The organism is Promicromonospora sp. NPDC090134 (assembly GCF_044746965.1).
In the GTDB taxonomy this organism is placed as follows: Bacteria; Actinomycetota; Actinomycetes; order Actinomycetales; family Cellulomonadaceae; genus Promicromonospora.
This window is the reverse complement of record NZ_JBIVCZ010000001.1, coordinates 477,752-503,692: the sequence shown is the minus strand read 5'-3', so window position 1 is coordinate 503,692 and position 25,941 is coordinate 477,752. Positions and strand designations below refer to the sequence as shown.

General features: G+C 73.9%; 23 protein-coding genes. 14 read left to right on the top strand and 9 right to left on the bottom strand.

Features of this window, described 5'->3' with window-relative positions; translation table 11 throughout:
• Positions 1–9: 9 nt before the first annotated feature.
• The 6 genes from hemE (at position 10) to hemL (ending at position 6,968) form a co-directional block, all read left to right on the top strand.
• Positions 10–1,095 (top strand): uroporphyrinogen decarboxylase, encoded by a 1,086-nt coding sequence (hemE, locus tag ACIPN7_RS02225; protein WP_400537548.1) that lies wholly within the window; start codon positions 10–12, stop codon positions 1,093–1,095.
• Positions 1,092–2,480, top strand: coding sequence for a protoporphyrinogen/coproporphyrinogen oxidase (locus ACIPN7_RS02220; RefSeq protein ID WP_400537546.1), 1,389 nt, complete (start codon positions 1,092–1,094; stop codon positions 2,478–2,480). Before hemE ends, ACIPN7_RS02220 begins: the two co-directional genes overlap by 4 nt.
• A 123-nt stretch (positions 2,481–2,603) precedes the next feature.
• Positions 2,604–3,653 carry a hydroxymethylbilane synthase gene (hemC, locus tag ACIPN7_RS02215; RefSeq protein ID WP_400537544.1) on the top strand — a complete coding sequence of 350 codons (1,050 nt, stop codon included), beginning with the start codon at positions 2,604–2,606 and terminating at the stop codon, positions 3,651–3,653.
• Positions 3,650–4,531, top strand: coding sequence for a uroporphyrinogen-III synthase (locus ACIPN7_RS02210; RefSeq protein WP_400537542.1), 882 nt, complete (start codon positions 3,650–3,652; stop codon positions 4,529–4,531). The genes hemC and ACIPN7_RS02210 overlap by 4 nt, the downstream gene beginning before the upstream one ends.
• A gap of 92 nt (positions 4,532–4,623) precedes the next feature.
• A complete protein-coding gene (gene hemB / locus ACIPN7_RS02205) occupies positions 4,624–5,571 on the top strand; it encodes a porphobilinogen synthase (protein WP_400539134.1) in 948 nt (315 codons plus the stop codon).
• 11 nt (positions 5,572–5,582) lie between these two features.
• Positions 5,583–6,968: a glutamate-1-semialdehyde 2,1-aminomutase gene (hemL, locus tag ACIPN7_RS02200; protein WP_400537540.1), complete on the top strand. Its 1,386-nt coding sequence runs from the start codon at positions 5,583–5,585 to the stop codon at positions 6,966–6,968.
• A gap of 78 nt (positions 6,969–7,046) precedes the next feature.
• Here hemL and fdhA read toward each other — a convergent pair whose 3' ends face one another.
• The gene (gene fdhA / locus ACIPN7_RS02195; RefSeq protein WP_400537538.1) at positions 7,047–8,270 is read right to left on the bottom strand and encodes a formaldehyde dehydrogenase, glutathione-independent; all 1,224 of its coding nucleotides are present in this window, start codon (positions 8,268–8,270) and stop codon (positions 7,047–7,049) included.
• A 195-nt stretch (positions 8,271–8,465) separates the two neighbouring features.
• On the opposite strand from fdhA, the gene ACIPN7_RS02190 reads away from it, so the two are divergent.
• Complete coding sequence (locus ACIPN7_RS02190; RefSeq protein ID WP_400537536.1) at positions 8,466–8,807, top strand: hypothetical protein; 342 nt, start codon at positions 8,466–8,468, stop codon at positions 8,805–8,807.
• A gap of 4 nt (positions 8,808–8,811) precedes the next feature.
• Here ACIPN7_RS02190 and ACIPN7_RS02185 read toward each other — a convergent pair whose 3' ends face one another.
• Positions 8,812–9,672 (bottom strand): rhamnogalacturonan acetylesterase, encoded by an 861-nt coding sequence (locus tag ACIPN7_RS02185; RefSeq protein ID WP_400537534.1) that lies wholly within the window; start codon positions 9,670–9,672, stop codon positions 8,812–8,814.
• A 136-nt stretch (positions 9,673–9,808) separates the two neighbouring features.
• Between ACIPN7_RS02185 and ACIPN7_RS02180 the strand changes: the two genes are divergently transcribed.
• The 3 genes from ACIPN7_RS02180 (at position 9,809) to ACIPN7_RS02170 (ending at position 13,071) form a co-directional block, all read left to right on the top strand.
• Positions 9,809–10,183, top strand: coding sequence for a metal-sensitive transcriptional regulator (locus ACIPN7_RS02180; protein WP_400537532.1), 375 nt, complete (start codon positions 9,809–9,811; stop codon positions 10,181–10,183).
• 68 nt (positions 10,184–10,251) lie between these two features.
• Positions 10,252–10,560 (top strand): heavy-metal-associated domain-containing protein, encoded by a 309-nt coding sequence (locus ACIPN7_RS02175; protein ID WP_400537530.1) that lies wholly within the window; start codon positions 10,252–10,254, stop codon positions 10,558–10,560.
• A gap of 30 nt (positions 10,561–10,590) precedes the next feature.
• Positions 10,591–13,071 (top strand): heavy metal translocating P-type ATPase, encoded by a 2,481-nt coding sequence (locus tag ACIPN7_RS02170; protein ID WP_400537528.1) that lies wholly within the window; start codon positions 10,591–10,593, stop codon positions 13,069–13,071.
• A gap of 20 nt (positions 13,072–13,091) precedes the next feature.
• Here ACIPN7_RS02170 and ACIPN7_RS02165 read toward each other — a convergent pair whose 3' ends face one another.
• Genes ACIPN7_RS02165 through ACIPN7_RS02150 form a run of 4 tightly spaced genes read right to left on the bottom strand, consistent with a single transcriptional unit; the run spans position 13,092 to position 15,805 of the window.
• A complete protein-coding gene (locus ACIPN7_RS02165) occupies positions 13,092–13,910 on the bottom strand; it encodes an ABC transporter permease (RefSeq protein ID WP_400537526.1) in 819 nt (272 codons plus the stop codon).
• Entirely contained in the window at positions 13,907–14,788 is an 882-nt protein-coding gene (locus ACIPN7_RS02160) for an ABC transporter ATP-binding protein (protein WP_400537524.1), read from the bottom strand. The genes ACIPN7_RS02165 and ACIPN7_RS02160 overlap by 4 nt, the downstream gene beginning before the upstream one ends.
• Complete coding sequence (locus ACIPN7_RS02155) at positions 14,785–15,087, bottom strand: transcriptional regulator (RefSeq protein ID WP_400537522.1); 303 nt, start codon at positions 15,085–15,087, stop codon at positions 14,785–14,787. The genes ACIPN7_RS02160 and ACIPN7_RS02155 overlap by 4 nt, the downstream gene beginning before the upstream one ends.
• Complete coding sequence (locus ACIPN7_RS02150; RefSeq protein WP_400537520.1) at positions 15,080–15,805, bottom strand: hypothetical protein; 726 nt, start codon at positions 15,803–15,805, stop codon at positions 15,080–15,082. Before ACIPN7_RS02150 ends, ACIPN7_RS02155 begins: the two co-directional genes overlap by 8 nt.
• 197 nt (positions 15,806–16,002) lie before the next feature.
• Between ACIPN7_RS02150 and ACIPN7_RS02145 the strand changes: the two genes are divergently transcribed.
• From ACIPN7_RS02145 to ACIPN7_RS02135, 3 genes are all read left to right on the top strand, one after another.
• Positions 16,003–17,505: a S10 family peptidase gene (locus tag ACIPN7_RS02145; RefSeq protein WP_400537518.1), complete on the top strand. Its 1,503-nt coding sequence runs from the start codon at positions 16,003–16,005 to the stop codon at positions 17,503–17,505.
• Between the two features lie 53 nt (positions 17,506–17,558).
• On the top strand, positions 17,559–18,356 hold the full coding sequence (locus ACIPN7_RS02140) for a CPBP family intramembrane glutamic endopeptidase (RefSeq protein ID WP_400537516.1): 798 nt from the start codon (positions 17,559–17,561) through the stop codon (positions 18,354–18,356).
• Between the two features lie 106 nt (positions 18,357–18,462).
• The gene (locus ACIPN7_RS02135; RefSeq protein WP_400537514.1) at positions 18,463–21,027 is read left to right on the top strand and encodes a flippase-like domain-containing protein; all 2,565 of its coding nucleotides are present in this window, start codon (positions 18,463–18,465) and stop codon (positions 21,025–21,027) included.
• 74 nt (positions 21,028–21,101) lie between these two features.
• Here the strand turns inward: ACIPN7_RS02135 and ACIPN7_RS02130 are convergent, their stop codons facing one another.
• Positions 21,102–21,383 (bottom strand): HU family DNA-binding protein, encoded by a 282-nt coding sequence (locus tag ACIPN7_RS02130; RefSeq protein WP_020015632.1) that lies wholly within the window; start codon positions 21,381–21,383, stop codon positions 21,102–21,104.
• 274 nt (positions 21,384–21,657) lie between these two features.
• Here ACIPN7_RS02130 and ACIPN7_RS02125 point away from each other — a divergent pair, with 274 nt between their 5' ends.
• Positions 21,658–23,031 carry an MFS transporter gene (locus ACIPN7_RS02125; protein WP_400537511.1) on the top strand — a complete coding sequence of 458 codons (1,374 nt, stop codon included), beginning with the start codon at positions 21,658–21,660 and terminating at the stop codon, positions 23,029–23,031.
• A gap of 17 nt (positions 23,032–23,048) precedes the next feature.
• On the opposite strand, the gene ACIPN7_RS02120 is transcribed toward ACIPN7_RS02125, so the two are convergent.
• Both ACIPN7_RS02120 and ACIPN7_RS02115 read right to left on the bottom strand, forming a co-directional pair.
• Positions 23,049–23,780 carry a copper resistance protein CopC gene (locus ACIPN7_RS02120; protein ID WP_400537509.1) on the bottom strand — a complete coding sequence of 244 codons (732 nt, stop codon included), beginning with the start codon at positions 23,778–23,780 and terminating at the stop codon, positions 23,049–23,051.
• A 68-nt stretch (positions 23,781–23,848) separates the two neighbouring features.
• Positions 23,849–25,921, bottom strand: a complete 2,073-nt coding sequence (locus tag ACIPN7_RS02115; RefSeq protein WP_400537507.1) for an NAD(+) synthase — start codon at positions 25,919–25,921, stop codon at positions 23,849–23,851.
• Positions 25,922–25,941 lie beyond the last annotated feature (20 nt).

The following is a 25,941-nucleotide window of genomic DNA, read 5'->3' as shown; positions in this document are numbered from 1 at the left end:
TCGTGAAGCGTGAAGTCCACCACGATCAGCCCTGCTCACCCGCTCGCCGACGGGCGGACCACCGCCGCTCCCCTTGTCCGGGCGCTCCGGGGTGAACGTCCTGGTCGCACGCCCGTCTGGTTCATGCGGCAGGCGGGCCGCTCCCTGCCCGAGTACCGCGAGGTCCGCCAGGGCACCGGCATGCTGGAGGCCTGCCTGCGGCCCGACCTCGCGGCCGAGATCACACTCCAGCCCGTGCGCCGGCACGGCGTGGACGCCGCCGTCTTCTTCTCCGACATCGTGGTGCCGCTCAAGCTGGCCGGCGTCGGCGTGGACATCCAGGCCGGGGTCGGACCGGTCATGGACCAGCCGTACCGCACGGCCGACGACGTCGCCCGGCTCACCTCGCGCAGCCTCGACGACGCGGCCCTCGAGCCGATCCGGGAGGCCGTCGCGCTGACCGTCGCCGAGCTCGGGTCGACGCCGCTCCTGGGCTTCGGCGGCGCGCCGTTCACGCTCGCGGCCTACCTGGTCGAGGGCCGGCCGTCGCGCGACCACCTCGCCGCGCGCACCCTGATGCACGCCGACCCCGCCACGTGGGACGCGCTCGTGACGTGGACCGCCGACCTCACCGGGGCGTTCCTGCGGGCCCAGGTCGAGGCGGGCGCCAGCGCCGTGCAGCTCTTCGACTCCTGGGCCGGGTCGCTCTCGCTCGCGGACTACACGGCGCACGTCGCCGCGTCGTCGACCCGCGCGCTGTCCTACGTGGCGGACGCCGGCGTGCCGGCCATCCACTTCGGTACCGGCACCGGGCACCTGCTGCCCGCGATGCGCACGGTCCTGGTCGACGCCGGACTGACGGACCACGCCGTCGGCGTCGACTACCGGACGCCCCTCGACGAGGCCGCCGCGCTGCTGCCCGGCGTGCCCCTGCAGGGGAACATCGACCCCGCACTGCTGGCCGCGCCGTGGCCGGTGCTGGAGGCGCACGTGCGTGACGTCGTGTCCCGCGGCCTCAAGGCGCCCGGCCACGTGGTCAACCTGGGCCACGGCGTTCCCCCGGAGACGGACCCGACGGTGCTGACCCGCGTGGTCGAGCTGGTCCACTCGTTGTGACCGGCTCGGCCGGTCGGTCCGGTGCGGCGGGGGCCGACGCCGTCGTCGTCGGCGCCGGGATCGGCGGGCTCGTCGCCGCGCACACGCTCGCGGGGCGCGGGCTGCGCGTCGTCGTGCTGGAGGCCGGCGAGCGAGCCGGCGGGCCGATCCGCGGCGGGTCGTTCGCGTCGCTGCCGGACGTGCCGCTGGACCTCGGGGCGGAGTCGTTCGCGGTGCGGGGCGGGGCCGTCGAACGCCTCGTGGCCGAGCTCGGGCTGAGCGTCGAGGCACCCGCCGGGCTCTCCGCCTGGGGTTATGCCGCCGGGAGGGCGTTCCCGCTGCCGGCGGCCGGCGTGCTGGGCATCCCCTCGCGGCCGTGGGCCGCCGACGTGCGGCGCGCGATCGGCTGGCCGGGCGTGGTGCGCGGCTCGCTGGACCGGGTGCTGCCCGCGCGGCTCGTCGACCCGACCGACCTCGGCACCCTCGCGCGGTCGCGGCTCGGCTCCCGGGTGGCGGACCGGCTCGTCACCCCGGTCGCCGCCGGCGTGCACTCGGCGCCGCTCGACCGGCTCGACGTCGCCGCCGTCGCGCCCGGGCTGCTGGACGCGTACGCGCGGACCGGGTCCCTGTCGCGGGCCGTGGCGTCGCTGCGGGCCGCGGCGCCCCCCGGGTCCGCGGTACGCGGGATCGACGGCGGCGTCCACGCCCTGGTGGACGCGCTGGTGGACCGCCTGGACGTCCGGTTCGGCACGCGGGTCGCGGGCGTGGAGCGAGCGGACGACGACGCCGCCTGGCTCGTGCGCACCGCCGACGGCCGCGTGCTGCGCACGCCCCGCGTGGTGCTGGCGACCCGCACCGGGTTCGGCTCCGCCGGGCTGGTACCGCCCGCGAGCCCCGAGCGTGGCGCGGACATCCGGCTGGCGGCGCTGCTCGTGGACGCGCCCGAGCTGGACACCGCCCCGCGCGGCTCGGGGATGCTCGTGGCCCCCGACACGGCGGTGGGCGGCGTGCGGGCCAAGGCGCTGACCCACGCGACGGCCAAGTGGCCGTGGCTCGCGCGCCGGGTGCGTGCCGCCGCCGGACCGGGGGTGCACGTGGTGCGCCTCAGCTACGGCCGGATGGGCGAGCCGACGCCGCAGCCCACCGCCGAGGAGGCCGCCCGCGACGCGTCGGCGCTGCTGGGGGTGGGCCTGACCGACCGGGTGCGCGAGGTGCTGCACCAGCGCTGGGACGGCGCACTGCCCCCGCCGACGCCGGCCTACCGGGCCGCCGTCCGCGAGTACGAGGGGGCGGTGCTGGCCGAGCCCGGCCTCGACGCCACGGGCGGCTGGATCGCCGGCACGGGCCTGGCGGCGATCGTCGCGCACGCGGGGCGAACGGCGGAGCGGCTGGGCGAAGGGGCTTGAGGAACGCACCGGACACCGCGTTCCGGCACAAGGTTCTGACAGCACGCCACCAACCCTGTGAAATCCGCCCATCGGGCACCTTCTGGTTTCCTCCCGGCGGGGGTTCGGGTGGAGACTGGGTTGGTGACCCCGACCCCCCTGTCCGTCAGCACCCCTGAAAGCACCTCGGGCGACGCCACGCCGATCCGTCTCGGGACTCGCGCGAGCGCCCTCGCCACGACCCAGAGCGGTCTGGTGGCCAGGCGCCTGGAGGAGCTGACCGGCAGGCCCGTCGAGCTGGTGCACATCAAGACCGAGGGCGACGTGAAGACGGGGAGCCTGGCAAGCCTCGGCGGCACCGGCGTCTTCGTGACCGCTCTGCGCGAGGCGCTGCTGGACGGCCGCTGCGACGTCGCGGTCCACTCCCTCAAGGACCTGCCGACCACCCCCGAACCCGGCCTCACCTTCGTGACGCCCGAGCGCGAGGACCCGCGCGACGCCCTGTGCGCGCGAGACGGCCTCACCCTCGCGACGCTCCCGCACGGGGGACGCGTGGGCACCGGCTCGCCGCGGCGGGCCGCCCAGATCCGCGCGGCCCGGCCCGACCTGGACGTCGTCGACATCCGCGGCAACGTGGGCACGCGGCTCGACCGCGCGCTCGGGCCCGACGCCGACCTCGACGCCGTCGTGCTCGCCTACGCCGGGCTGTCGCGCCTGGGACGCACCGACGTGATCAGCGAGGTGCTCGACGTCGACGTCGTGGCCCCCGCCCCCGGACAGGGTGCGCTCGCCGTGGAGGTGCGCACCGCCGACATCGTGTCCGACCCCGCCACGGGCCGGGCCCCCGCGCCCGACCTCGCCGAGGCGATCCACCTGCTCGACCACCGGCCGACCCGCCTCGCGGTGCTCGCCGAGCGCTCCGTGCTGGCCCGGCTGGAGGCCGGCTGCGCGGCGCCCGTCGGTGCGCACGCGACGGTGTCCGGTGCGGTGCTGCGCCTGCGGTCCGTCGTGGCCGCCGTCGACGGCTCCGAGCAGATGTCGCGCGGCGGGGAGGCGTCGCTGTCCCAGGACGTCGCGCCCGAGGCGCTCGACGCCGCCGCCCGCACGCTGGGCGTCGCCGTCGCCGAGAACCTGCTGGCCGACGGCGCCGAGCGGCTCGCACCGCTGAGTGCGACCGTCCCGGAGAAGGCGTGACCGAGCCGGTCCCCCCTGCGGTCGCTCCCTCGGGAGCGGCCGGGTCCGCCGGACCCTCCGGCTCCCCGGGACCGGCTGCCGGGCAGCCCGCCGTGCTGGTCGCGCGCGCCCCGGAGCGCGCCGCCGGGCTCCTCGCCCTGCTCCGCGAGCGCGGGCTGGACCCGGTCGCGGCCCCGGTGATCGAGCGGGCGCCGGTCGAGGACCCGGCCGAGCTCGACGCCGCCCGCGAGCGCCTCCTCGACGGCGCGTACGTCTGGGTGGCGATCACGAGCGTGAACGCCGTGGACGCCCTGCTCGGCCCGGCGACGGACGCCGCTGCCAACCTCGCGGACGCTGACGGTGCGGCCGCGCCGGGGGAAGACACCACCTCCGCCGGGTCACGGTCGGTCCACGCCGCATCGGTGCGGTGGGCCGCCGTCGGCCCGGCGACCGAACGGGCGCTGGCCGCGTACGGCCTCGCCGCTGATCTGGTGCCGCGGACCGCGACCGGGGCCGGGCTCGCCGACGCGTTCCCCGCAGCGTCCGACGCCGCCCCCGCACCGCGCGTCCTGCTCCCGCTCGGCGACCTCGCGTCCGACACGCTCCGGGCCGGCCTCGTCGCCAAGGGCTGGGCCGTCGATATGGTGACGGCCTACCGGACGGTCGCGCGCGAGCTGCCCGCGGAGCTGCCCGGCCCGTACGACGTGGTCGTGGTCACCTCGGGCTCGGCCGCCCGCCAGGTCGCGGCCCAGCTGGGCCCGCAGCGGGTGGTCGCGATCGGGGAGCCGTCGGCCGGCACGGCACGAGCCGTCGGGCACCGGGTGCTCGCCGTGGCCGCCACCCCCACGGACGCGGCCCTGGCCGACGCCGTGACCGAAGCCCTCGTCAGAACCTGGTGACCCGTGCGTCTGACACCACAACGAGAGAGAAGGACATCGTGAGCTCCTCCGGGATCGTGTACCGGCCGCGCCGTCTGCGTGCCACGCCGGGTATGCGCCGTCTGGTCGCAGAGACCCGCTTGCACCCCGCCGACCTGGTGCTGCCGCTCTTCGTCAAGGAGGGCCTGACCGAGCCGGCGCCGCTGGCGAGCATGCCCGGGCAGGTGCAACACACCGAGGAGTCCCTGGTCGAGGCCGTGCGGGCCGCCCGGGACGCGGGCCTGGGCGGCGTCATGCTGTTCGGCATCCCCACGGTGAAGGACGCGAACGGCTCGCAGGCGGACGCCCCGGACGGGATCCTGCAGCGCGCCCTGCGGGCCTCTCGAGCGGCGCTGGACGAGGGCCTCGCCCCCGGCGCGCCCACGCCGGTGCTCATGGCCGACACCTGCCTCGACGAGTTCACCGACCACGGGCACTGCGGCGTGCTCACGTCCACAGGGGCTGTGGACAACGACGCGACCCTGATCCGCTACGCCTCCATGGCGGTGGCGCAGGCCAAGGCCGGGGCGGACGTGATCTCGCCGTCCGGCATGATGGACGGCCAGGTCGCGATGATCCGGGACGCGCTCGACGACGCCGGCTTCGCCGACACGAGCATCCTGGCCTACAGCGCCAAGTACGCGAGCGCGTACTACGGCCCGTTCCGCGAGGCCGTGGACTCGGAGCTCCAGGGCGACCGCAAGACCTACCAGATGGACCCCGCGAACGGTCGCGAAGGCCTGCGCGAGGCCGACCTGGACCTCGCCGAGGGCGCCGACCTCGTGATGGTGAAGCCGGCCGGGTCGTACCTCGACGTGCTGCGTGCCGTCGCGGACCGCAGCGACGTGCCCGTGGCCGCGTACCAGGTCTCGGGCGAGTACGCGATGATCGAGGCGGCCGGGGCGAACGGCTGGATCGACCGGGACCGAGCCGTCCTGGAGTCGGTGACGAGCATCAAACGCGCCGGTGCCGACGTCATCCTCACCTACTGGGCGCTCGAGCTCGCCTCGTGGATCAAGTGAGGGTGGATCAAGTGACCGGACAGAACCGAGACACCGTCGAGGCCCAGGCGCTGCGCCGGGCGCCCGAGGCCAACCACGCGGCGTTCCTGCGCGCGCAGGGCGCGATCCCGGGCGGCGTGAACTCGCCGGTCCGCGCCTACGGCAGCGTGGGCGGCGACCCGCGCTTCCTCACCTCGGCCCGCGGCCCGTACGTCACGGACGTCGCGGGGCGCGAGTACGTGGACCTGGTCTGCTCGTGGGGCCCCGCGCTGCTGGGGCACGCGCACCCCGACGTCGTCGCCGCGGTGCAGGACGCCGCCGCGCGCGGCCTGTCGTTCGGCGCCCCGACCGTGGCCGAGGTCGAGCTCGCCGAGGAGGTCCGGCGCCGGGTCCCCGCGGCCGAGCGCGTGCGCCTCGTGTCGACGGGCACCGAGGCGACGATGACGGCGATCCGCCTGGCCCGCGGCGTCACGGGCCGGCCGCTCGTGATCAAGTTCGCCGGCTGCTACCACGGGCACATGGACGCGCTGCTGGCCGAGGCCGGCTCCGGCGTCGCGACGCTCGCGCTCCCCGGCTCGGCGGGCGTGACCGAGGCGACCGCCGCCGAGACCCTGGTGCTCCCCTACAACGACCTGGCCGCCGTCGAGGCGGCGTTCGCGCAGCGTGGCTCCGAGATCGCGGCCGTCATCACCGAGGCGTCGCCCGCGAACATGGGCGTGGTGCCGCCCGCAGAGGGCTTCAACGAGGGTCTGCGCCGCATCACGTCGGCGCACGGGGCCCTGTTCATCATGGACGAGGTGCTCACCGGGTTCCGCGTGGGCCCCGCCGGCTGGTGGGGCGTGGAGAACGGCGCGATCCGGGCCGCGGGGGGCGAGGGCTACACGCCCGACCTGTTCACGTTCGGCAAGGTCGTCGGCGGCGGCATGCCGGTGGCGGCGCTGGGCGGGCCGGCGTCGGTCATGGACCACCTGGCCCCGCTGGGGCCCGTGTACCAGGCGGGCACGCTGTCCGGTAACCCCGTGGCGGTCGCCTCGGGCCTGACGACCCTGCGGCTGGCCGACGACGCCGTGTACGCCCGGGTCGACGAGGTCTCACGCGTGCTGTCGGCCGCGGTCGGCGAGGCACTGACCGTCGCCGGCGTCGAGCACCGCGTGCAGCGCGCGGGCTCGCTGTTCTCGGTGTTCTTCGGGCCGCTCGCCGCGGCGTCGGGCGTGCGCGACTACGCGCAGGCCCAGGCGCAGGAGACGTTCCGGTACACGGCCCTGTTCCACGCGATGCTGGCGGCCGGGGTCAACCTGCCGCCGTCGGTCTTCGAGGCCTGGTTCGTCTCCGCGGCGCACGACGACGCCGCCGTGCAGCGGATCCTCGACGCGCTCCCGGCTGCGGCCCAGGCGGCCGCGGCCGCGACGCCGCACTGAGCCCACTCGCCGGTCGAGCTTGTCGAGACCCAGGTCCCGACAAGCTCGACCAGCGGCGGTGGCCGCCTCAACTGGGGGTCAGGCAGCCTTGATGTAGCCGTTCGGGTTGAGCACGAACTTCTCCGCCGCGCCCTCGTCGAACGCGTGGTACCCGGACGGCGCCTCCGTCAGCGGGATCGCCTGGGCGTTGACCGCCTTCGCGATCTGTACCTTGTCGTGCAGGATCGCCTGCATCAGGCCGCGGTGGTACTTCATCACCGGGCACTGACCGGTCGTGAACGCGTGCGACTTGGCCCAGCCGAGCCCCAGCCGCAGGGACAGCGAGCCGACCTTGCCGGCCTCGGTCGCCGCCCCCGGGTCGCCCGTGACGTACAGGCCGGGGATGCCCAGCGAGCCGCCCGCCCGCGTGACCTCCATGAGGCCGTTCAGCACGGCCGCCGGGTGCTCGGTCGACGAGTCGGCGCCGTGCCCGCGGGCCTCGAAGCCCACGGCGTCCACGCCGCAGTCCACCTCGGGATCGCCGCCCAGGATCTGCGAGATCTGGTCGCCGATCGGGCCGGCCGCGACGTCTACCGTCTCGCAGCCGAACGACCGCGCCTGCTCCAGCCGCTCCTTGTTCAGGTCGCCGACGATCACGACGGCCGCGCCGAGCAGGTGGGCCGACGCCGCGGCGGCCAGCCCCACCGGTCCGGCACCCGCGACGTACACCGTGGACCCCACGCCCACGCCGGCGCTCACGCACCCGTGGAAGCCCGTGGGGAAGATGTCGCTGAGCGTCGTCAGGTCGAGGATCTTCTCCAGCGCCTGGTCCTTGTCGGGGAACTTGAGCGCGTTGAAGTCCGCGTACGGCACCAGGACGTACTCCGCCTGGCCGCCGACCCAGCCACCCATGTCGACGTACCCGTACGCCGACCCCGGCCGGTCCGGGTTCACGTTGAGACAGATGCCGGTCTTGCGCTCCTTGCAGTTGCGACACCGCCCGCACGCGATGTTGAAGGGCACCGAGACGATGTCGCCCACGTCGAGGAACTCGACGTCCGGGCCCTTCTCGACGATCTCGCCGGTGATCTCGTGCCCCAGGATCAGTCCCGGGGGCGCGGTGGTGCGACCACGGACCATGTGCTGGTCGGAGCCGCAGATGTTGGTGGCCACGGTCCGCAGGATCACGCCGTGCGGCACCTTGCGGCCCACGTTGGCCGGGTTGACCCCGGGTCCGTCCCGGAGCTCGAACGTCGGGTAGTCGATGTCGACCACCTCAACCACGCCGGGTTCGCGGTAAGCGACCGCCTTGTTTCCAGGCATGTTGGGTTACCCCTTCCAGGTCATCCTTGAACTGGCTTCGGTCCCTTGTCACGCTACGCCGGGCCCCGGTGACTCTCATCCGCGACCGCGAACCTCATCCGCTGTCGACGGACGGCGTCCGCCGGCCACGGGTGGGGAGTTCTCCCCACTGACCGCTGGCCCGCGCTCTGCCACGCTTCGCTCGCCGTGCGCACGGTGCGCACGGTTCGAGACGAGGGAAAAAAGAACATGGTCTTCTTCGGCTGGGGCAGCAAGAGCAAGACGGCGCCGCTCGACGCGGGGCGAGCCCTGGTGCTGCGCTACTCGTACGTCCACCTGTTCTGGCTGCTGCGGTTCTCGTGGGGGCTGCAGTACAGCCTGGCGACCGCCACCGAGGCGGGCTGGGCGACGCGCCCGCTGTCGGACGCCGAGGCCATGGCGCTGGACGCGCCCAAGCGGCTGAGCCTCAACCTCTGGTGGCGGTTCGGTCTGCTCCTGTGGGCCGCCGTGGCCGTCGTCGCCGTCGTCGTCGCCAACATCGACGCCGCGATGGGCTGACGGCTCAGGTCGCCGCGGGCGGTTCCTCCGGCCAGGTGAACCACTCGACCGGGACGCTCTCGTCGAGGCGGCGCACCTGGTTCTCGGCGAGGACGCCCGCGGCGAGCAGGCCGCGCGCCACCATCCGCGCGATCAGGCGGGCGCCCGGGGTGTTGAAGTGCGTGTTGTCCTGCCGCCCCTCGTAGGTGTTCAGGAAGTACACCTGGGTGCCGTCCGGCCCGAGCTCCTGCCACAGCGCCAGGGTCTGCGCGGCGATGTCGACCAGCGGCACGCCCTCGGCGGCGGCCAGCGCCCGCATCGCGTCCGGGTAGAACCCGTGGGTCGCGACGGCGTTCCCGGCGGCGTCGAACCGGCGGCGCTCCGCCGGGGTCAGCAGCACCGGGCGCGCGCCCCGCTCCCGGGCGCCGTCGAGGTAGCGGCGCAGGTGTGCCGGGTAGGTGGTCCACGGGTCCGTGCCGACCGCCGGGTCGGCCTTCTGGTCGTTGTGCCCGAACTGCACGAGCAGCACGTCGCCGGAGCGGACGGCGTCCAGGATCGCGTCGAGGCGACCCTCCGCGATGAAGCTCTTGGAGCTGCGCCCGTTCATCGCGTGGTTGAGGACCTCGATCCGCGGCGCGACGTACCAGGGCAGGCCCATGCCCCAGCCGGTCTCGGGAAAGACCGGGGCGTACTTCTGGGACGCGGTGGAGTCGCCGGCGAGGTAGATCCGGGGCGCCTGCTGCGCCTGGGCCTTCCGCGTCGCGGCGGGTACCACCGCGGGCGGCGGCACGGGGGTGTTCGTGGGTGCCGCGCTCGCCGTGAGGGCGAGCGGTCCGGCCGCGGCGAGCGCGGCGAGCAGGAGGCGGCGAGACATCGAAGCGGACATGCCGACGGGAGGACCTCTCGGGGGAATCTGGGGTATTCAGGACGAAAGGTATCCGATCCGGGAGGTGACGGACGCCGCCCGCGGACTGTGGCCCGGACACTTGACGCACTACCCCGGAGGGGTATCTCATGGTCGCATGACCGAGGCGACGGAGACCACCGAGGCGACCGAGGCCGCCACCCCGCACGACGACACCCTGCACCACGACGCGGCCGGTGCGCACGACGGGCCGCACGGTTACGCGTCCGACAAGACCGGCTACCTCAAGCGGATGCGCCGCATCGAGGGGCAGGTACGCGGCATTGCGCGGATGATCGACGAGGACGAGTACTGCATCGACGTGCTCACCCAGGTCAGCGCCGTGACCAAGGCTCTGCAGGCGGTGAGCCTGGCGCTCGTCGAGGACCACCTGGGACATTGTGTGGTGGACGCGGCCAAGGCGTCCGACGCCGAGGGCGCCGCCAAGGTCCGGGAGGCCTCGGAGGCGATCGCCCGCCTCGTCCGCATGTGAACGCCGAGCATCCCGTGCACGGCCGGCAGCACCCGCACGTCCAGCAGCCCACGAACCGAGGAGACGACATGACCACCGTGACCAAGCTCGCCGTGACCGGCATGACCTGTGGGCACTGCGTGTCCGCGGTGACCAACGAGCTGCGGGGCGTGCCGGACGTCCAGGACGTGATCGTCGAGCTGCACGCCGGTGAGACCTCGCTGGTCCGCGTCATCTCCAAGCTCCCGCTCGCCGAGGCGCCCCTGCGCGACGCCGTGGACGAGGCCGGCTACGACGTGGCCGACGTCGAGGTGCTCGAGAACGCCGTCGCCGCCGAGTCCGCCGCGCAGGCCCCGGGCCGCCAGGCGACCCGCATGCTGCCGATCGTCCCGTCCTGACCCGGACGTCCCACCCCCGTAAGGAGAACCGTGCCTGCCGCTGAGGCCCTGCACCCCCTCGGCGAGGTCGAGCTCGCGGTGTCCGGGATGACCTGCGCCTCGTGCGTCGCCCGGGTCGAGCGCAAGCTCAACCGGCTCGACGGCGTCGCCGCGACCGTGAACCTGCCGCTGGAGTCGGCGCACGTCGTGCTGTCGTCCGAGGTGACCGACCAGGACCTGGTCGACGCCGTCGAGTCCGCCGGGTACGAGGCGCGCGTCACGCGGCGTCGGGGCGCGACCGGCGCAGTGGGGCAGGACGGCGCCGCGGCGGACGGCGTACCGGCCTCCGGCCCGGACGACGCGGCCGGAGCCGACGACGCGCCCCCCGTCCCCGGCGCCGAGTACCGCGGCGCGGACCTGCTCCGCCGGCTCCGGGTCTCGGCCGTGCTCACCGCCCCGGTGCTCCTGCTGTCGATGGTCCCCGCGCTGTCCTTCCCGGGCGCCGAGTGGGTGGTCGCCGCCCTGGCACTGCCCGTCGTCGTGTGGGGCGCCTGGCCGTTCCACGCCGCCGCCGTGCGCGCGGCCCGGCACGGGAGCTCCACGATGGACACGCTGGTGTCGATCGGCGTGGTCGCGGCGACCCTGTGGTCGCTCTGGGTGCTGGTCGCCGACACCGTCCGGCCCGCTGGGCACGGCACGGGTCCGGCGCTGTACTTCGAGGTCGGCGCCGTGGTCACCACGTTCCTGCTGGCCGGCCGGTACGCCGAGCACCGGTCGCGACGGCGTGCGGGCGACGCCCTGCGGGCCCTGCTCGACCTGGGCGCCAAGGACGCGGAGCGCATCGCGCTGGGCCCGGACGGCACCCCGCTCCGCCTGCCGGACGGCGGCTGGCGCACCACCGCGGTCCCGGTCGCCGCACTCCAGGTCGGGGACGTCTTCGCCGTGCGCCCGGGCGGCACCGTCGCCACGGACGGCACGGTGGTGGAGGGCGCCTCGGCGCTCGACACGTCCCTGGTCACCGGGGAGCCGGTGCCGGTGGACGTGACCCCGGGCGACGACGTCGTGGGCGGCACGGTGAGCACCTCGGGGCACCTGCTGGTGCGCGCGACGCGCGTGGGCGAGGACACGATGCTCGCCCGCATCGGGCGGCTCGTGGCCAGGGCCCAGACGGGCAAGGCCCCCGTGGCCCGGCTCGCCGACCGCATCTCCGCGGTGTTCGTCCCGGTCGTGCTGACCCTGGCCGTGCTCACGCTGGCGGCCTGGCTCGCCCTGACCGGCGACGTCGAGGCGGCCTTCACCGCCGCCGTCGCGGTGCTGATCATCGCGTGCCCCTGCGCCCTGGGGCTGGCCACGCCCACGGCGATCCTGGTCGGCACGGGCCGCGGCGCGCAGCTCGGCGTGCTGATCCGTGGCCCGGAGATCCTGGAGAGCACCCGCCGCGTGGACACCGTGGTGCTCGACAAGACGGGCACGGTCACCGAGGGCCGCATGCGGGTGGTCGACGTCTGGAGCCCCGACCGGAGCCCGGCCATGGCCGGCGTGCGGCGCGCGGCCCCCGGCCACGACGAGGGGCCTGCACGGCCCGACGACGCCGAGGCCGCCGACGACGCGAACCACCTGACCAACGCCCCCGAGGCGCTGCGGTACGCGGCCGCCGTCGAGGCGCTGAGCGAGCACCCGATCGCGCGGGCCGTCGCGGCGGCGGGCCGGGCCGCGGCGGAGCCGGACCCCGGGACCCCGCTCGAGGTCACGGGCTTCGTCGCGCACCCGGGCGGCGGCGTCGAGGGCCTGGTCCGGCGCGCGCACGCGGGGCTCGCCCCGGACGGCGCACTGAACACCCGGCGCGTGCTGGTGGGCCGCCCCGACTGGCTCGCCCAGCAGGGGGTGACCGTCTCCGCGGAGGTACGCGCCGCCGTCGGGCAGCAGGAGGAGGCCGGGGCGACCGCCGTGGTCGTGGCCTGGAACGGCGCGGCGGGCGGTGTGATCGCGCTCCGCGACCCAGCCAGGCCGACGTCGGCCGAGGCGGTCGCGGAGCTCCAGGAGCTGGGCCTGCGCCCCTACCTGCTGACCGGCGACTCGGCGGGCGCGGCGCTCGTGGCCGCGCGCGCCGTGGGCATCCCCGACGCGGACGTGATCTCGCGCGTGCTGCCCGCCGAGAAGGCCGCGGTGGTGGCCCGGCTGCAGGCCGAGGGGCGCACCGTGGCGATGGTGGGCGACGGCGTGAACGACGCCGCCGCCCTGGCCACGGCGGACCTGGGCCTCGCGATGGGCACCGGCACCGACGTGGCGATCGAGGCCGGCGACATCACGCTGGTCCGCGGCGACCTGCGGGCCGCCGCGAGCGCCGTACGCCTGTCCCGGAAGACCCTGCGGATCATCAGGCAGAACCTGTTCTGGGCGTTCGCGTACAACGTCGCGGCGCTCCCGCTGGCGGCGGCCGGGCTGCTGAGCCCGATGGTCGCGGGCGCGGCGATGGCGGCGAGCTCGGTGCTGGTGGTGGCGAACTCGCTGCGCCTGCGCCGCGCCGGCTGACCCCCTCGTCGGGTGCGGGGTCAGCGGAAGCGGCGGCCCTCGTCGCTCCGGTAGGCCAGGATCGCCAGCACGGCGAACAGCAGGGTCCACCCGGCCAGGACCGGAAGCGCCAGCGCGTAGGCGTCCATGCCGGTGGTGGCCTGGACCAGCAGGTCGCGGCCGGCCCGGGTGGGCGTGGCCTTCGAGATGGCGTCCAGCCAGGCGGGGAACATCTGGGGCGGCATGAACAGGCCGCCCGCGAAGGCCAGCGGGAACAGGATGACCTGCACCACGGGCAGGGCCGCCTTGGCGGACAGCTTGTAGCCGATGGCCATGCCGAGCAGCACGAACGGCACGGAGACCGCGAGGATGGTGCCGATACCCGCGAGGAGCTGGCCGGCGGTCAGGGTCGCCGCGGTGAACAGCCAGCCGATGAGGATCAGCGGCAGCAGGCCGAACAGCGAGAAGATGCCGCCGTTCAGCACGCGCGCCACCATCTGGGGCCCGGGCCCGGCGGGCAGCGTCCGCAGGAACGGGTAGAAGGGCAGCTGCCGGTCCTCGGCCACGCCCAGGCCATAGGTGAAGAGGCTGGCGGAGCAGACGGCGAACAGGCCGAGGCCGGCGACCGCGATCGTGGCGTAGAGGGGGTTGCCCGCGACCGACTCCTGCGGCACCACGAAGAAGAACATCGCCAGCGACGGGAACAGCACGTTGCCGAGCACCGCGATGGGGACCCGGACGGTCTCCAGGAACTGGTACTTGAGGTGCAGCCAGGACAGCACCCAGATCGACCGGGTCTGCCCGGCCGGGGCGTCGAGGCCCGGGGCCCCGGCTCCGGTGGTGCTCGTGGTGGCGCTCATCGGACCGCTCCTTCGTTCGTGGCGTCGACCTCGTGGGTGGTGTCGACGTCGCTCGCGCCGTCGACGAGCTGGCCGAACGCCTCCTCCAGGGAGGCGCCCCGGATCTCCAGGTCGCGGAACTCCGTGCCCGCGCGGACCAGGTCGCGCACGAACGCGTCGGAGTCCGCCACGAGGTGCTCCTGCCGCGTGCCCTCGGCGTCCGTGAACTGCACACGACGCGCGCCCACCCGGCCGAGGATCGTGTCGAGGGAGTCGTCGGCGAGCACGATCCCGCGGTCGATGACGACCACCCGCTCGGCGAGCGCCTGCACCTCCTCCAGGTAGTGCGAGGTGAGCAGCACCGTGCCGCCGCCCGCGTGGTACTCCCGGATCGCGTCCCAGAGCGCGCCCCGGCCGGACACGTCGAGCCCGGTGGTGGGCTCGTCGAGCAGCACGACGCGCGGCCTGCCGACCAGCGACAGGGCGACGGCCAGCCGCCGCTTCTGCCCGCCGGACAGGGACCCGGTCTGCCGCTTGCCCAGGTCCGCCAGCCCGAACTGCTCCAGCAGCTCGCCCGTGGGCACCGGGTCGGGGTAGTGGCCGCCCACGAAGTCGACCACCTCGCGCACCCGCAGCGTCGCGGGCAGACCGGTCTCCTGGGGGGTCAGGCCCAGCACGGTCCGCGACCGGGCGTCCCGCGGGTCGTGGCCGTTCAGGCGCACCACCCCGGCGTCGGGGCGGCGCTGGCCGCTGACCAGCGACAGCAGCGTGGACTTGCCGGCGCCGTTGGGGCCGAGCAGGCCGACCAGCTCACCGTGCCCCACCTCCAGCGAGACGTCGTCGAGGGCGACGACGGCGCCGAAGCGCCGGGTCACCCCGCTGACCTCTACCGCACTCATGACTGTGCTCCCTTCAGAAGATCCATCAGTGCCGCCTGATAGTCCGCGAACGCGGTGCGGCCGGTATCGGTGAGCGCGAGGTACGTCGCGGGCGTCCTGCCCTCGTGCGTCTTGGTGACCCGGACGTACCCGGCGTCCTCCAGCTTGCGCAGGTGGGTCGACAGGTTGCCGGCGGTCATGTCGAGCAGCTTGCGCAGCTTGGGGAAGGCGACCTCGTCGCCGCGGCCCAGGGCCGCGAGGGAGGCCACGACGCGCAGCCGGGCGGGTGCGTGGATGACCGGGTCGAGGTCCTCAGGCACGCAACACACCGCCCTCCGTCCTGCCCGCGGAGCCGGGTGATCGGCGCCGCGCCCGGAGCACCTGCTCCACCACGGCCATGACCAGGAACCCGCCGCCGCCCGCCACGGCCATCACCAGGTAGGTGGCGGGCATCCCCGCGAAGGCCGCGAGCACCGCGGCGACCAGCATCCAGCCGCCGACGAGGGCCATGCGGTTCTCCTCGAAGAGCAGCCCGCCGGCGATGTACATCAGGCCCACGATGACGCAGGCGAAGCCGTTCGCGGCGATGGCCATGATCTCGGGCGACGCCCCGGCGTTGCCCATCGCGCCCAGCACCACGCCGAGCGCGGTGAACGCGAGGAACCAGGTCCAGCCGTACAGCGCGCCGATCCGGGCGCTGGCGCCCCGCGTGCCCGCGGTCCGGGTGATGCTGTGCACGATCGTGAACGTGGTCGCGCCCGCGATGCAGCAGGCGAACACCCAGCCCGCCCACGGCTCGGGCGTACCCGTCTCGCGCGCCGTGCTCCACATGGCCAGGTACCCGATCAGCCACGCCAGCCCCCACGCGCCGAACAGCAGGCGGCCGTCGGGCTCGGTGGCGTCGCGCGCCGCCTCCTGCTGCTGCCGGATCAGGCGCAGCGTCGCGGCGGGGTCGAGACCCGCGCCGTCGCCGGGCTGCGCCGGCTCCGCGGAACGCCCGGGTTCCGCGGGGGTTCCCGACGTCGGATCGGTTGCCATGGTCATCGCCTCGCCTCTCAAACTGGTTTGTACTGCAAACCAGTTTGCCGGACCGGGCCGTGGTGCGCAACCACTTTGTGCGCGCCCGGTGCTGCAGCCCCCCTTCGAGGCCCGGCTTTCTCCGCTTTGCGGCGCGCCAAAGCGGAGAAAGCCGGGTCTCGAGGAGGCAGCCCAGGGCCGCGCGATAGGTTCCCCGAGTGACCGACGAGAAGAGCACCAGCACCGATCAGCCCGAGGCGACCAAGCCGTCGCCGGAGGGGACACCGCCGAAGAAGCCCGAGCCCGCCGACGACCTCGTCACCACGCACCACACCCTGCACACCCCGGACGGCGACCTGGCGTACTCCGCCACGACCGGCCGGATCGTGCTGCGCCAGGAGGCGGTCAAGGAGGACAAGTACGACGGCCGCAAGCCCAAGGCCGAGGTCTCGATCACGTACTACACGCTGGACGACGCCGACGTGACGCGGCGGCCGGTGACGTTCGCGTTCAACGGCGGCCCTGGGTCGTCGTCGGTGTGGCTGCACCTGGGGGTGCTGGGCCCGCGCCGGGTCGACTCGGGCGACGTCGGCAACCTGACCGCGCCGCCGTACGGGCTGATCGACAACCCTGAGACCCTGCTGCGCGTCTCCGACCTCGTGTTCATCGACCCCGTCTCCACGGGCTTCTCGCGGGCCACCGAGGGTGAGCAGGCCAAGCCGTTCCACGGCTTCACGGGCGACCTGGAGTCCGTCGGCGAGATCATCCGCCTGTGGACGAGCCGGAACGACCGGTGGATGAGCCCCAAGTTCCTCATCGGCGAGTCCTACGGCGGCACGCGCGGCGCGGCCCTGGCCGAGTACCTGCAGCAGCGCTTCGGCATGTTCCTGAACGGCGTCATGCTGGTGGCCCCGGCCCTGAACATGGAGGCGCTGTTCGACGGCGAGCACTCCAACCTGCCGCACCCGCTCTTCCTGCCGGTCTACGCCGCGACGGCGCACTACCACGGCCTCCTCGGCGACCGCGCCCTGGACGACGTCGTGGCCGAGGCCCGGGACTGGGCCGAGACCTACAGCTCCGTCCTGGCCCGCGGGGCGCGCGTGCCCGACGACGAGCGCGCCGCCGCCGTCGCCAAGATCGCGTCCCTGACCGGGCTGAGCGAGGACTATGTGGACCGCGCCAACCTGCGCCTGGAGCACACCCGGGTCTACGCGGAGCTGCTGCGCGCGCGGCGGCTGGTCACGGGGCGCCTCGACACCCGGTTCACCGGCCCGGCGGACCACTACATCCACGAGCAGATGCCGTACGACCCGTTCCTCACCGCCACCTCCGGCCCGTACACCGCGGCGCTGCACCACTACCTGCGCGGCGAGCTCGGGTACGAGCACGACGCGATCTACGAGGTGCTCTCCCGGCACGTGCACCCCTGGTCGTACAAGGAGTTCGAGGGCAAGGCCGTCGACGTCGCCGACAAGCTCGCGACCGCGATGATCCTCAACCCGCACCTCCAGGTGCACATCGCGATGGGGCGGTACGACGGCGGGGTGCCGGTCGAGGCCATCGAGTACAGCCTCGACCAGATGGCGATCCCGGCGTCCTACCGCGAGCGCATCGAGACCCGCGTCTACCCGGCGGGCCACATGATGTACATCCACCCCGAGTCGCGGGTCGCGCAGTCGGCGGACCTCGCGGACTTCGTGCGGCGGGCCTCGAACCGCTGAGCCACCGCGTGGCCGGCCGACGAACTGCCGGCCACGCGGGGTAGGTTCCGGACGTGACCGTGACCGAGCAGCCCCTCTCCCGCCGCCGCATCACCGCGGAGGTGTGGATCGTGCTCGGGCTGAGCCTGGGCCAGTCCGGCGTGTACGCACTGGTCAACATCGTGGCCCGGCTGACGGCGGGGACGCCGCTCGCCGAGCAGACCGCCACGCTCAACGCGAGCCAGTCGGAGCGTCCGTACCTCGACCTCGTCTACCAGCTCCTGAGCATCGGGTTCGCGCTGGTGCCGGTGGCCCTGGCGCTGTACCTGCTCAGCGCGAACGGCCGCAGCGCGGTGCGCAGCCTCGGCCTGGACGCGTCCCGGCCGGGCCGCGACCTCGGGTGGGGCTTCGCCCTGGCCGCCGCGATCGGCATCCCGGGCCTCGCCTTCTACGCCCTCGGACGCGCGGTCGGGATCACCGTGGAGGTGCAGGCCAGCGCCCTGGACGCGTACTGGTGGACGGTCCCGGTGCTGCTGCTCAGCGCGTTCCAGAACGGCCTGCTGGAGGAGGTCATCGCCGTCGGCTACCTGTACGAGCGCACACGGGACCTCGGCTGGAACCGCGTGAGGTTCATCGTCGCCAGCTCGCTGCTGCGCGGCTCGTACCACCTGTACCAGGGCATCGGGCCGTTCATCGGGAACGTCGTGATGGGCGTCGTGTTCTCGTGGTTCTACACCTCGCCCCGGTTCCAGCCCGGCGGCCGGCACCGGATCCTGCCGCTCGTCGTCGCGCACACGCTGCTCGACATCGTGGCGTTCGTGGGCTACGCCCTCGTCCCGGCCGAATGGCGCGAGGCCCTCGGGATCCGGTGAGGATGCCTGGACCCACGCCGGGGACGCCGTCGACCTGACCCGGATATTCCGGGCGTCACACCTACTTCCCGGTCAAGCGAGCCTCAACGGCTCTAGAATCGCGAGCATGTCCAACTCGCGCACCGGCCGGGCTGACGCCGGTGCCGATGTGTCCGACGTGCCGGAGGCAGTGCCCTTCGAGAGCGGCCTCGTCAGTGTCGTCGACACCCCGGAGGAGCGTGTGCGGCACCCGCGCGCGCTCGTCTGGATGATCGCGTGCGCCCTCGGCACCGCGGGCGTCATGTTCCTGTCGGTCGTGGCGCACGGCACCACCGCGGGCGTCACGGAGGACGTCCGGAGCTTCAACGACCTGCTGGCCACGATCCTGTTCGTGCCCGTCGCCGTGCTGCAGGGCCTGGTCATCCTGTTCGCCCCGGTCGCCGTGATGATCGAGCTGGGCGTGCGCCGGCTGGGCCGGCAGATCGTCGAGTCCATCGTCGCCGGGGTGCTCGGGCTGCTGATCGGCGTGCTCACCTCCGTCCTGGTGCGCCACCTGGGCTCGGACGAGCTGGTGCGCGGCATGTCGGTCTGGGAGCGCGGCACGGGGTACGTCCTGACCATCCCGGAGTTCGCGGTCGCGCTGACGGCGATGCTCACCGTCGCCGGGCCCGCGACCCGGCGGCGCACCGTGCGCATCTCGTGGAACCTGATGTTCCTCGCCCTGCTCATCGTGCTGATCACGGGGCAGGTCTCGCTGCCGGGCACCCTCGTCGCGCTGCTGCTGGGCCGGCTGGCGGGCTCCACCGTCCAGTACGTGTCGGGCATCCGCAGCGAGCGCGCCTACGGGGCCGACCTGGTCACGGCAGTACGGCGTGCCGGGTTCGCGCCGACGTCGCTGGCCCGCGTGCACGCCGTGTCCGAGCGCGCCCCCGGTCAGGACACCGCGCAGCACGCCGGGCATGCCGTCGCGTCCGCCCTCGCCGTCGAGCACGGCCCGCCGGACGACCCGGCCGCGCTGGCCCTGGGCCGGGCCGGCGACAACCGGGTGTACGCCCTGTACAGCGACGACGGCGTACGGCGCGACGTCGTGGTGCTCGACGGCGACCGCCAGGTGGTCGGCCTCATCACGCGGCTGTGGCGGGCCCTGCGCCTGCGCGGCATCGAGGGCCGGGCCGCGATCTCGCTCAAGGCCGTGGCCGAGCGCACGGCCCTGCTGTCGTACGCGGCGAGCGCCGCCGGTGTCCGCACGCCGCGGCTCCTCGGGATCGGCGAGTTCGGCGACTCGATCGCACTCGTCCTGGAGCACGCCTCGGACGCCGTCTCGCTGCGCGACGTGCCCGGCGACGAGCTGCACGAGGACGTGCTCGCCGAGGCCTGGGACCAGCTCGGCCGGGCGCACGCCGTGGGCCTCACGCACCGCGCGCTGACCCAGGACGTCCTGCTCACGCACCGCGACGCCGACGGCCGGGCGCACGTGTGGATCACCGGCTGGGAGCAGGGCGACATCGCGTCGTCGCCGCTGTCCCGGCGCCTCGACCTGGTGCAGATGCTCGCGCTCATCGGGCTGCGGGTGGGCCCGCGGCGCGCAGTCGCCTCCGCGGTGCGCGCCCTGCCCGACGCCGACATCGCCGCCATCGGGCCCCTGATCCAGACGATCGCGCTGCCCCGGACGACTCGCGACGAGGTGCGCAAGGCGAAGGGGCTCATGGGCGAGCTGCGGAACGCGCTGGTGGAGCGTCTGCCCGAGGCCAGCGTACAGCCGCAGCGCATCTCCCGGTTCAGCGCGCGCACCGTGCTGACCACGACCGTGGCGATCGTCGCCGTGGCCGTGATCGTGACGACCATCAACTTCGACGAGATCGCCACCGCGGTGCGCGAGGCCAACCCGTGGTGGGTCGCGGTCGCGTTCGTGCTCGCCCTCGTCACCTGGTTCGGCGCGGGCCTCACCCTGGTCGCGTTCTCCCCGGCGCGGGTGCCGATCGGGCGCGCCACGCTCACGGCCGCCGCCGGCTCGTTCGTGGCCCTGGCCGCCCCCGCGGGGATCGGCCCGGCCGCGCTGAACCTGCGGCTCCTGACCCAGCGCGGCGTGTCGATGTCCATGGCCGTCGCCACCGTTGCGCTCGTGCAGGTGTCGCAGTTCGTGGTCACGGTGCTGCTCCTCGTGGCGCTGTCGGTCTTCACGGGCTCGGGGGCGCTCGTGGAGCTGCCGTCGCCGGCCGTGCTGATCACGCTGGCGGGCGTGGCCCTCGCCGTCGTCGCGACGCTGCTGGTGCCGCGGGTGCGGCGGTGGGGCATGGGCTTCATCGGGCCGAGGCTGCGCCAGGTGTGGCCGCGGCTCGCGCAGATGCTGAGCCACCCGGGCCGCCTGGCCCTGGGCGTGGCCGGGAACCTGATCATGACGCTCGGTTACATCGTGGCCCTGTGGTGCTGCCTCGCGGCCTTCGGCGAGTCGCTCTCGCTGGTCGACATCGCGCTCGTCAACCTGGTCGGCAACGCCCTGGGGGCGCTCATCCCCACCCCCGGCGGCCTGGGCGGCGTGGAGGGCGCCCTGACGGCCGGCCTGTCGGCCGCGGGGGTGCCCGCGACCATCGCGTTCTCCGCGACGATCCTGTACCGCCTATGCACCTACTGGGGCCGGATCCCGATCGGCTGGGTGGCGATGCGGTACCTGGAGCGCAAGGGCGACCTCTGACCCCGGACATGCGAAGGCCCGGCCCCCAGGGGGAGCCGGGCCTTCGCGTCGCTGAAGAGCTCAGCGGCGAAGCGTCACTTGGCGACAGCCTTCTTCAGCAGCGAGCCGGCGCTGATCTTGACACCGAAGTTCGCCGGGATCGAGATCTCCTCGCCGGTGCGCGGGTTGCGACCCGTGCGGGCGGCACGCTCGACGCGCTCGGCCGAGAGGAAGCCGGTCACCTTGACGGCCTCGCCCTTGGCGAGCGACTCGATCAGCACCTCCTGGAAGGCGTTGAGCGCGGCCTCGGCCTCGGTCTTGTTGATCTCGGCCTTGCTGGCGATGGCCGAGACGAGCTCGGACTTGTTGAGCGACATGCGTTTCCCTTCTTCGGTCACGTCGTGCGGCGGTACCCGCCCGACGACGAGGCCCCATACTGCCAGCAGATCGGCAGGAATTCGCGGAGAACAGGCCTTTCCGCGGCGAGTCGTGCGTAACTTTCTGCTCACAGAGGACGCGAACCTGTGTACGAACCTGTGGACGACGACGGTGTGACGGCTCCCGCGGCCGCGTCAGCCCGCACTATCCGATGACTTCCGCAACCCAGAGCGGTCTACCGTTCCGGTACACCCGGGCCAATGAGAGGAAATCGTGGAGAATCCGCCGCACGCCCGCCGAAACCTCGTCGTGCTCGTGTTCAGCAACCTCCTGGCCGGGGTCGGGGTCGCCTCCGGCGCCGCCGTCGGCGCCCTGCTCGCGGAGAGTCTGGGCGGCACCTCCGTGGCGGGTCTCGCCCAGGCCGTCAGCGTGCTCGCCGCGGCGGTGGCCTCCATCCCGCTGGCGACGCTCGCCCAGCTCCGCGGACGCCGGTGGGCCCTGTCGCTCGGCTACGCCTTGTCCACCGTGGGCGCGCTGCTCATCGTGACGGCGGCGGTGCTGGGCCAGCTCGTGGTGCTCCTGGTCGGCCTGATGCTCTACGGCGTCGCGAACGCGACCAACCTCCAGTCCCGCTACGCCGCCGCCGACAACGTCGGGTCCGGCACCCGCGCCCGCACCATGTCGATCGTCCTGTGGGCCACGACCGTCGGCTCCGTGGTCGGGCCCAACCTCGCGGCGCCCGGCGCCGTCGTGGGCGGCGGGTTCGGCGTGCCCGACCTCGGCGGGCCCTACCTGTTCTCCGTCGTCGCGTACCTGCTGGCCGGACTGCTGCTGCTGAGCTTGTACCGGGATCGGCCGAGCGCGGCGGTGGACCGCGCGGACCGCGCTGTGGCAGGCCGTGCGGCGCCCGCCGACGACGCCGGCGGGCGGACCGGCAGGGCAAGGGACGCCGAACCCCGGACGGGCGCCCGCACCGCGTTGCGGTGGGCCTGGGGCCATCCCCGTGCCCGGTTCGCCGTGGTCACCACCGCCGTGGCGCACGGCGTGATGATCATGGTGATGGTGATGACGCCCGTGCACATGCAGCACGGCGGGATGTCGCTGCAGCTCGTCGGCATCGTCATCAGCCTGCACGTGCTGGGGATGTTCGCGTTCAGCCCGGTGTTCGGCTGGTTGACCGACCGCTTCGGCCCCATCCGCGTCGCCGTCGGCGGGATGGCGCTGCAGGGTGCGGCGGTGGCCCTCGGGTTCACGGCAGCCGCCCTGGCCTCAGCCGCGGTGCCCGACGCCGGCGCGCACGCGGGGCACGGTGCCGCCGCCCCGGCCCTCGACGCGGAGGTGCTCACGGCGGTCGCCCTGGTGCTGCTGGGACTCGGCTGGTCGGCGTGCCTCATCGCCTCGTCGGCGGTGCTGGCGTCCGTCGCGGAGCCGCACGTCAAGCTGCCGCTGCAGGGCGCGACCGACGCGCTGATGAACTACTTCGGCGCCGCCTCGGCCGCGCTCGCCGGGCCGCTCCTCGCCTGGGGCGGGTTCGAGGCCGTGAACACGGCGGGCGCCGTCCTGCTGGCGCCCGCCGTGGTGACGGTGATCCTGGCGGTCCGGGCCTCCGGCCGCGTGTCGGACACACAGGTCACGCAGGTGACCTGAGCCTCCGACAGGTTCGGTCAGCCCTTGGTGTCGGGGTTCTCGTTGGGCTTCTCTGCGTCCGGGTCCTCGGACCCGGGCTCACCCGACTGGCGCAGCCGGTCGTTCTCGAGGATCTTGCGCCGCATCATCACCACGGCACCCAGCACGACCAGCACCGCGGCGAGGATCCCGCCGGCCACGGCGAGCCCGCTGGGGCCCGAGCCGTCCCCGGCGCCCGCGAGCTCCGTGGGCGTGCTCGCCTCGTCCGTCGCGGCCGGCTCCTCGTCGGCAGGCGCGGCCTCCTGCGTGGACATCTCGGGCTCGTCGCTCGCGGTGGGCTCCTCGGTCGGCTCCGGCTCGCCCTCGACCGCGTAGGTGAACTCGCCGTCGATCGGGTGGCCGTCGGAGGAGACCACGTGCCACGCGACGTCGTACTCGCCCGGGGCCAGGTCCTCGGGGAGCTGCGCCGTCACGACCTCGTCGTCGACCGTGATGTCCGTGCCCTTCGCACTGGTGCCGTCCGGGCCGACCAGCGCCACCTCGATACCCGTGTCGAGCGGGGCGGAGCTGAACGTGAGCGCGATGCTCGTCGGCTGCTCGTCGAGCGTGGCGCCGTCCTTCGGGTCGGAGGACAGGAGCTGGTCGTGAGCGCTCGCCGGGCCGGCCACCAGCAGCAGCGCGACAAAGGTCAGGACCGCTGCGAACACGGTGATCAGGCGGACGAGGCGACGGCTACCGGGCCGGGCCAGGGCAACGGGGACAGCAGGCATGACGGAACCCTACTCCTCGTAGAACACGCGGAACGGGGCTTGTGTCAGGCCTCACGACCGGGCACGGATCAGGCTTCCGGGACGTTCTTCGCGAGCTCCGCGAGCCACGCCGCCGCCGACGCGTCCGACGGCATGCGCCAGTCACCACGCGGCGACATCGTGCCGCCCGGCGAGACCTTCGGGCCGTTCGGCAGCGCCGACCGCTTGAACTGCGAGGCGAAGAACCGGCGCACGAACACCTCGAGCCAGCCCCGGATCGTCGCCAGGTCGTAGGCGGTGCGCCGCTGGTCGGGGAAGCCGGGCGGCCACTCGCCGTCGTCCGCCACGCTCCACGCGTGCCAGGCCAGGAACGCGATCTTGGAGGGGCGGTAGCCCCGGCGCAGCACGTGGAACAACGTAAAGTCCTGCAGGGCGTACGGGCCGATCGTCGCCTCCGTGGACTGCGGAGTCTCGCCCTCCTCGGTGGGGATCAGCTCGGGCGTGATCTCCTGCTGGACGATCTCCGTGAGGACCACGTTGACCGGGCTGTTCGCCTCCGCCGCGAACTGGCCGCTGTCGATCGTCCAGCGGATGAGGTGCTGGATGAGCGTCTTGGGCACGCCCGCGTTGACCGCGTAGTGCGACATCTGGTCGCCCACGCCGTAGGTGCACCAGCCGAGCGCGAGCTCGGAGAGGTCGCCCGTGCCGACCACGATCCCGCCGCGGTGGTTCGCGAGCCGGAAGAGGTAGTCGTAGCGCAGCCCGGCCTGGACGTTCTCGAACGTGACGTCGTACTGCTTGGTGCCGTCGGAGTACGGGTGGTCCAGGTCGCGCAGCATCTGCTCGGCGGCCGGCCGGATGTCGAGCTCCTGGAACGTCACGCCCAGGGCCTCGGCGAGCCGGACCGCGCGACCCTTGGTCTCCGAGGTCGTGGCGAAGCCCGGCATGGTGAACGCGTGGATGTCGGTGCGCGGCCGGCCCAGCCGGTCCATCGCCTTGGCCGCGACGATCAGCGCGTGCGTGGAGTCCAGGCCGCCGCTGATGCCGATGACCACCTTCGGCTGCCCGATCGCGCGCAGGCGCTGCTCCAGCCCGGTGACCTGGATGTTGTACGCCTCGTAGCAGTCCAGGGCGAGGCGCTCGGCGTCGTCCGGCACGAAGGGGAAGCGGTCCACCTTGCGGCGCAGGCCGATGTCACCCTGCGGCGGGTGCACACTGAACGCGACCTCGCGGAAGTCTCCGCCGTCGCCGGCCGAACCCGTCGTCGCCATCCCCAGACCGCGCCGGTTGTCGTCGAAGGTGCCCTGCCGCAGCCGCTCCTGCCGCAGGCGGTCGAGGTCGACGTCGACGACGGTGGCCCGCGGGCCGTCCGGGAACCGCTCGGTCTCGCCGAGCAGGTCGCCGGCCTCGTAGACCATGGTCTGGCCGTCCCAGGACAGGTCGGTGCTGGACTCACCCTGGCCCGCCGCCGTGTAGACGTAGGCGGCGTTGCAGCGGTAGCTCGCACTGCGCACGATCAGGCGACGGTCCTCGGCCCGGGCCACGGTGATCGGGCTGGCGGACAGGTTGAGCAGCACGTTCGCGCCCGCGAGCGCCGCGAGCGCGCTGGGCGGCACGGGCACCCACATGTCCTCGCAGACCTCGACGTGGATCGCGAGCCCGGGCACGTCGTCCGCCCGGAAGATGAGGTCGGAGCCGAGCGGGACCTCCTCGCCGAGCAGGGTGAGCGTGCCGCGGTGCTCGTCGCCGGAGGCGAACTGCCGCTTCTCGTAGAACTCGCGGTAGTTCGGCAGGTAGGACTTGGGTGCGACACCGAGGATCCGCCCGCGGTGCACGACGACGGCGGCGTTCAGCAGGCGGCTGCCGACCAGGAGCGGCGCGCCGACCACGAGCATCGTCATGAGGTCGACGCTCGCCTCCTTGATGTCGGCGAGGGCGTCCAGGACCGACTCCAGGAGGGTGTCCTGCATGAGCAGGTCGTCGATGGCGTATCCGCTCAGGCACAGCTCGGGGAACACCGCGACGGCCACGCCGTCGTCGTGCAGCCGCCGCGCCTGGTCGAGCACGACGGCGGCGTTCGCCGCGGGGTCGGCGACGGCGACGGGGATGGTGCAGGCCGCGACCCGGGCGAACCCGTGGGCGTACGCGTTGTAGAAGTCCACGACGTCGAGTCTATGGAGAC

Bases quoted from the DNA above. Each gene is read 5' to 3' on its own strand.
- hemB (WP_400539134.1), top strand. From the start codon at position 4,624: ATGCGCCGTCTGGTCGCAGAGACCCGCTTGCACCCCGCCGACCTGGTG.
- fdhA (WP_400537538.1), bottom strand. From the start codon at position 8,270: ATGCCTGGAAACAAGGCGGTCGCTTACCGCGAACCCGGCGTGGTTGAG.
- ACIPN7_RS02185 (WP_400537534.1), bottom strand. From the start codon at position 9,672: ATGTCCGCTTCGATGTCTCGCCGCCTCCTGCTCGCCGCGCTCGCCGCG.
- ACIPN7_RS02180 (WP_400537532.1), top strand. From the start codon at position 9,809: ATGACCGAGGCGACGGAGACCACCGAGGCGACCGAGGCCGCCACCCCG.
- ACIPN7_RS02175 (WP_400537530.1), top strand. From the start codon at position 10,252: ATGACCACCGTGACCAAGCTCGCCGTGACCGGCATGACCTGTGGGCAC.
- ACIPN7_RS02165 (WP_400537526.1), bottom strand. From the start codon at position 13,910: ATGAGCGCCACCACGAGCACCACCGGAGCCGGGGCCCCGGGCCTCGAC.
- ACIPN7_RS02160 (WP_400537524.1), bottom strand. From the start codon at position 14,788: ATGAGTGCGGTAGAGGTCAGCGGGGTGACCCGGCGCTTCGGCGCCGTC.
- ACIPN7_RS02150 (WP_400537520.1), bottom strand. From the start codon at position 15,805: ATGGCAACCGATCCGACGTCGGGAACCCCCGCGGAACCCGGGCGTTCC.
- ACIPN7_RS02135 (WP_400537514.1), top strand. From the start codon at position 18,463: ATGTCCAACTCGCGCACCGGCCGGGCTGACGCCGGTGCCGATGTGTCC.
- ACIPN7_RS02130 (WP_020015632.1), bottom strand. From the start codon at position 21,383: ATGTCGCTCAACAAGTCCGAGCTCGTCTCGGCCATCGCCAGCAAGGCC.
- ACIPN7_RS02120 (WP_400537509.1), bottom strand. From the start codon at position 23,780: ATGCCTGCTGTCCCCGTTGCCCTGGCCCGGCCCGGTAGCCGTCGCCTC.